This window comes from Nocardioides sp. YR527 (genome assembly GCF_900101045.1).
Classification (GTDB): domain Bacteria; phylum Actinomycetota; class Actinomycetes; order Propionibacteriales; family Nocardioidaceae; genus Nocardioides.
On sequence record NZ_FNFN01000019.1, the window covers coordinates 1 to 5,717 of the forward strand.

The window sequence follows — 5,717 nt, forward strand, 5'->3', positions numbered from 1 at the left end:
TAAAGTCCTCCAGGACTGAGGCGGATAAGGCTTCAAACTTTCAGCGGGAAAGCGCGGTTAGCGCCGAATTGCGAAAGTGAGAATGGCTCCGCTAAAGTCGGGTAAGACGAAGCAGAGAAACAACTGCTAATACCGGCGGAAAGCGCGAGAGCGCCGAGTTGGTAAAGCGAGAGTGGCTCTGATAAAGTCTGCGAGGCAGGACCGGAAGAAGGCTTCTGGAGCTGGCAAGGAAACGCGAAAGCGCCGAATTGTGAAAGCGAAAGAAAGCCTGCTAAGGTTCAGCACGAAGAACAAAGCGAAGTACAAAACGAATAAGAGCCGCCGGACTGGCTGAGACGGATGTCTGAAATCTACCGGTGTGCGTGTGATTCTTGAGAACTCAACAGTGTGTCATAGTCGACGAATTAGTTTGTTATGCCCCGTCGACCTACATCCCAAGGGGATGATGGTTGATGGTTTCTTTGACAATTGATTCTGGCAATTATCCAGTCTTTCGGGACTGGGAACATGTCAGTGTCTCCTGTCAGGGCATCTCTTTTTCCATGACTGCCGATGGTGGTTATGGTGTTGTTTTTCAACGGAGAGTTTGATCCTGGCTCAGGACGAACGCTGGCGGCGTGCTTAACACATGCAAGTCGAGCGGAAAGGCCCTTCGGGGTACTCGAGCGGCGAACGGGTGAGTAACACGTGAGTAATCTGCCCCAGGCTCTGGGATAGCCACCGGAAACGGTGATTAATACCGGATACGACAACCGATTGCATGATCTGGTTGTGGAAAGTTTTTCGGCCTGGGATGTGCTCGCGGCCTATCAGCTTGTTGGTGAGGTAATGGCTCACCAAGGCTTCGACGGGTAGCCGGCCTGAGAGGGTGACCGGCCACACTGGGACTGAGACACGGCCCAGACTCCTACGGGAGGCAGCAGTGGGGAATATTGGACAATGGGCGGAAGCCTGATCCAGCAACGCCGCGTGAGGGATGACGGCCTTCGGGTTGTAAACCTCTTTCAGCACAGACGAAGCGCAAGTGACGGTATGTGCAGAAGAAGGACCGGCCAACTACGTGCCAGCAGCCGCGGTAATACGTAGGGTCCGAGCGTTGTCCGGAATTATTGGGCGTAAAGGGCTCGTAGGCGGTCTGTCGCGTCGGGAGTGAAAACCAGGTGCTTAACACCTGGCCTGCTTTCGATACGGGCAGACTAGAGGTACTCAGGGGAGAATGGAATTCCTGGTGTAGCGGTGAAATGCGCAGATATCAGGAGGAACACCGGTGGCGAAGGCGGTTCTCTGGGAGTATCCTGACGCTGAGGAGCGAAAGTGTGGGGAGCGAACAGGATTAGATACCCTGGTAGTCCACACCGTAAACGTTGGGCGCTAGGTGTGGGATCCATTCCACGGGTTCCGTGCCGCAGCTAACGCATTAAGCGCCCCGCCTGGGGAGTACGGCCGCAAGGCTAAAACTCAAAGGAATTGACGGGGGCCCGCACAAGCGGCGGAGCATGCGGATTAATTCGATGCAACGCGAAGAACCTTACCTGGGTTTGACATACACCGGAAAGCTGCAGAGATGTAGCCCCTTTTAGTCGGTGTACAGGTGGTGCATGGCTGTCGTCAGCTCGTGTCGTGAGATGTTGGGTTAAGTCCCGCAACGAGCGCAACCCTCGTCCTATGTTGCCAGCAATTCGGTTGGGGACTCATAGGAGACTGCCGGGGTCAACTCGGAGGAAGGTGGGGATGACGTCAAGTCATCATGCCCCTTATGTCCAGGGCTTCACGCATGCTACAATGGCCGGTACAAAGGGCTGCGATCCCGTGAGGGTGAGCGAATCCCAAAAAGCCGGTCTCAGTTCGGATTGGGGTCTGCAACTCGACCCCATGAAGTCGGAGTCGCTAGTAATCGCAGATCAGCAACGCTGCGGTGAATACGTTCCCGGGCCTTGTACACACCGCCCGTCACGTCACGAAAGTCGGCAACACCCGAAGCCAGTGGCCCAACCCTTGTGGGGGGAGCTGTCGAAGGTGGGGCTGGCGATTGGGACGAAGTCGTAACAAGGTAGCCGTACCGGAAGGTGCGGCTGGATCACCTCCTTTCTAAGGAGTAAGTGGCCATGAATTCACACAACATTCGGTTGTGTGGTGATGGTGCTACTCGCTAGTGGAATCGTCGATGAACGATCAGTCGGATGCGACTGGTCATCTCAGTACTGTTCACACTTCGGTGTGGGCGTGGAACCTGATGGCTGGTAGCGATGGTTGGTCTTGACACACTGTTGGGCCCTGAGGAATCACACAACAATGTTGAAGCAATGTTGAGTGGTTGTCTCTCGCCCCCTTCGTCTGAAGGAGCTCGGTATGAGCACTGGATGGGGTTGTGCGGGCTGGCCGGCACTGAAAGATGTGCTGGATGTTGATAGTTGGATAGTGGACGCGAGCATCTTGTTTAATAAGAATGCACACACCTTGTAGGCGCTCTGCCTGGGGTTTCGGCCTTGGGTTTGGGTGTTGGTGTGTGCGTGGTCTTCGTAGCGCATGACAGGCTCGACAACGTGATGTTTGATATGTGATGTTGTTGTGTTTGTTGTTTTTGTTGAGTGTTTGTGAGAGATAAGCTATGAAGGGCACATGGTGGATGCCTTGGCATCAAGAGCCGAAGAAGGACGTTGGAGCCTGCGATAAGCCCTGGGGAGTTGGCAACCGAGCGTTGATCCGGGGGTGTCCGAATGGGGAAACCCAGCACGAGTCATGTCGTGTTACCTGCGCCTGAATCTATAGGGCGTGTGGAGGGAACGCGGGGAAGTGAAACATCTCAGTACCCGTAGGAAGAGAAAACAATAGTGATTCCGAGAGTAGTGGCGAGCGAAATCGGATGAGGCCAAACCGGTTACCTGTGATAGACGGCAGTTGTTGGGTAGTCGGGGTTGTGGGATATGTCTTTCATCGTCTGCCGGCGGTGAGCTCAGTAAGAAACCAAGCATGAAGGTGAACCAGTTGGGAAGCTGGGCCGTAGCGGGTGATAGCCCCGTAATCGTATGTGTTTGGCTGGGTTGATGTACTTCCCAAGTAGGACGGCACTCGTGGAATGTCGTGTGAATCTGGCGGGACCACCCGCTAAGCCTAAATACTTCTTGATGACCGATAGCGGACCAGTACCGTGAGGGAAAGGTGAAAAGTACCCCTGGCGGGGAGTGAAATAGTACCTGAAACCGTGTGCCTACAATCCGTCAGAGCCCGGCCGGCTGTTTACAGCAGTGGGGGTGATGGCGTGCCTTTTGAAGAATGAGCCTGCGAGTTAGCGGTGTGTGGCAAGGTTAACCCGTGTGGGGTAGCCGTAGCGAAAGCGAGTCCTAATAGGGCGATTGAGTCGCGCGCTCTAGACCCGAAGCGAAGTGATCTAGCCATGGGCAGGTTGAAGCGCCGGTAAGACGGCGTGGAGGACCGAACCCACTTCAGTTGAAAATGGAGGGGATGACCTGTGGTTAGGGGTGAAAGGCCAATCAAACTTCGTGATAGCTGGTTCTCCCCGAAATGCATTTAGGTGCAGCGTTGCGTGTTTCTTGCCGGAGGTAGAGCACTGGATAGCCGATGGGCCCGACCAGGTTACTGACGTTAGCCAAACTCCGAATGCCGGTAAGTGAGAGCGCAGCAGTGAGACAGTGGGGGATAAGCTCCATTGTCGAGAGGGAAACAGCCCAGACCATCAGCTAAGGCCCCTAAGCGATAACTAAGTGGAAAAGGATGTGGAGTCGCAGTGACAACCAGGAGGTTGGCTTGGAAGCAGCCACCCTTGAAAGAGTGCGTAATAGCTCACTGGTCAAGTGATTCCGCGCCGACAATGTAGCGGGGCTCAAGTTATCCGCCGAAGCTATGGCACTCCGGTTTTCCGGGGTGGGTAGGGGAGCGTCGTGTATCGAGTGAAGCAGCGGAGTGATCCAGCGGTGGACGGTACGCGAGTGAGAATGCAGGCATGAGTAGCGAATGATGTGTGAGAAACACATCCGCCGATTGATCAAGGGTTCCAGGGTCAAGCTAATCTGCCCTGGGTAAGTCGGGACCTAAGGCGAGGCCGACAGGCGTAGTCGATGGACAACGGGTTGATATTCCCGTACCGGCGAAATGACGCCCATGATGAGGCGCATGATGCTAACCATCTGAAGCGCACGTGACCGATCCCTTCGGGGTGAGGCGTGTGTGTGGAACATGGGACCCGAGTGTGTAGTAGTCAAGTGATGGGGTGACGCAGGAAGGTAGTCGAACCGGCGCGATGGTTGTCGCCGGCCAAGCATGTAGGACTGAGTCTAGGCAAATCCGGGCTCTGTATGTCTGAGATGTGATGGGGAGCCGTTTGGTGAAGTCGATGATCCTATGCTGTCGAGAAAAACCTCTAGCGAGTCATGAGCCGCCCGTACCCCAAACCGACTCAGGTGATCAGGTAGAGAATACCGAGGCGATCGAGCGAACCATGGTTAAGGAACTCGGCAAAATGCCCCCGTAACTTCGGGAGAAGGGGGGCCCGGATCGTGAACCCACTAGCTGGGGGAAGCGTGAAGGGCCGCAGAGACCAGGCCCAAGCGACTGTTTACTAAAAACACAGGTCCGTGCGAAGTTGTAAGACGATGTATACGGACTGACTCCTGCCCGGTGCTGGAAGGTTAAGAGGACGGGTTAGCCTCACGGCGAAGCTCAGAATTTAAGCCCCAGTAAACGGCGGTGGTAACTATAACCATCCTAAGGTAGCGAAATTCCTTGTCGGGTAAGTTCCGACCTGCACGAATGGAGTAACGACTTGGGCGCTGTCTCAACCGTGGACTCGGCGAAATTGCACTACGAGTAAAGATGCTCGTTACGCGCGGCAGGACGGAAAGACCCCGGGACCTTTACTATAGTTTGGTATTGGTGTTTGGTTCGGCTTGTGTAGGATAGGTGGGAGACTGTGAAGCGCACACGCCAGTGTGTGTGGAGTCATCGTTGAAATACCACTCTGGTCGTACTAGATGTCTAACTTCGGACCATGATCTGGTTCAGGGACAGTGCCTGATGGGTAGTTTAACTGGGGCGGTTGCCTCCTAAAATGTAACGGAGGCGCTCAAAGGTTCCCTCAGCCTGGTTGGCAATCAGGTGGCGAGTGTAAGTGCACAAGGGAGCTTGACTGTGAGACAGACATGTCGAGCAGGGACGAAAGTCGGAACTAGTGATCTGGCCACGGCATGTGGAAGCGTGGTCACTCAACGGATAAAAGGTACCCCGGGGATAACAGGCTGATCTTCCCCAAGAGTCCATATCGACGGGATGGTTTGGCACCTCGATGTCGGCTCGTCGCATCCTGGGGCTGGAGTAGGTCCCAAGGGTTGGGCTGTTCGCCCATTAAAGCGGCACGCGAGCTGGGTTTAGAACGTCGTGAGACAGTTCGGTCCCTATCCGCCGCGCGCGTAGGAAACTTGAGAAAGGCTGTCCCTAGTACGAGAGGACCGGGATGGACGAACCTCTGGTGTGCCAGTTGTACCGCCAGGTGCATGGCTGGTTGGCTACGTTCGGAAGTGATAACCGCTGAACGCATCTAAGCGGGAAGCACGTTTCAAGATGAGGTTTCCCACCCTTTATGGGTTAAGGCCCCCTACAGACTATGGGGTTGATAGGCCGGAGGTGTACAGCAGTGATGCCCAGCCGACCGGTACTAATAGGCCGAGGGCTTATCTTTCATAAACCCTCAACAAAAACAACAA

At 54.9% G+C, this 5,717-nt stretch carries 2 rRNA genes; both read left to right on the forward strand.

Annotation, left to right across the window (positions count from 1 at the left end):
- The first annotated feature begins 574 nt into the window (after positions 1–574).
- Positions 575–2,088, forward strand: a 16S ribosomal RNA gene (locus tag BLT25_RS29315).
- Positions 2,089–2,599: 511 nt separating this feature from the next.
- Positions 2,600–5,692: ribosomal RNA gene (locus BLT25_RS29320) — 23S ribosomal RNA — on the forward strand.
- The 16S and 23S rRNA genes sit together here, the layout of an rRNA operon.
- Positions 5,693–5,717: the final 25 nt, after the last annotated feature.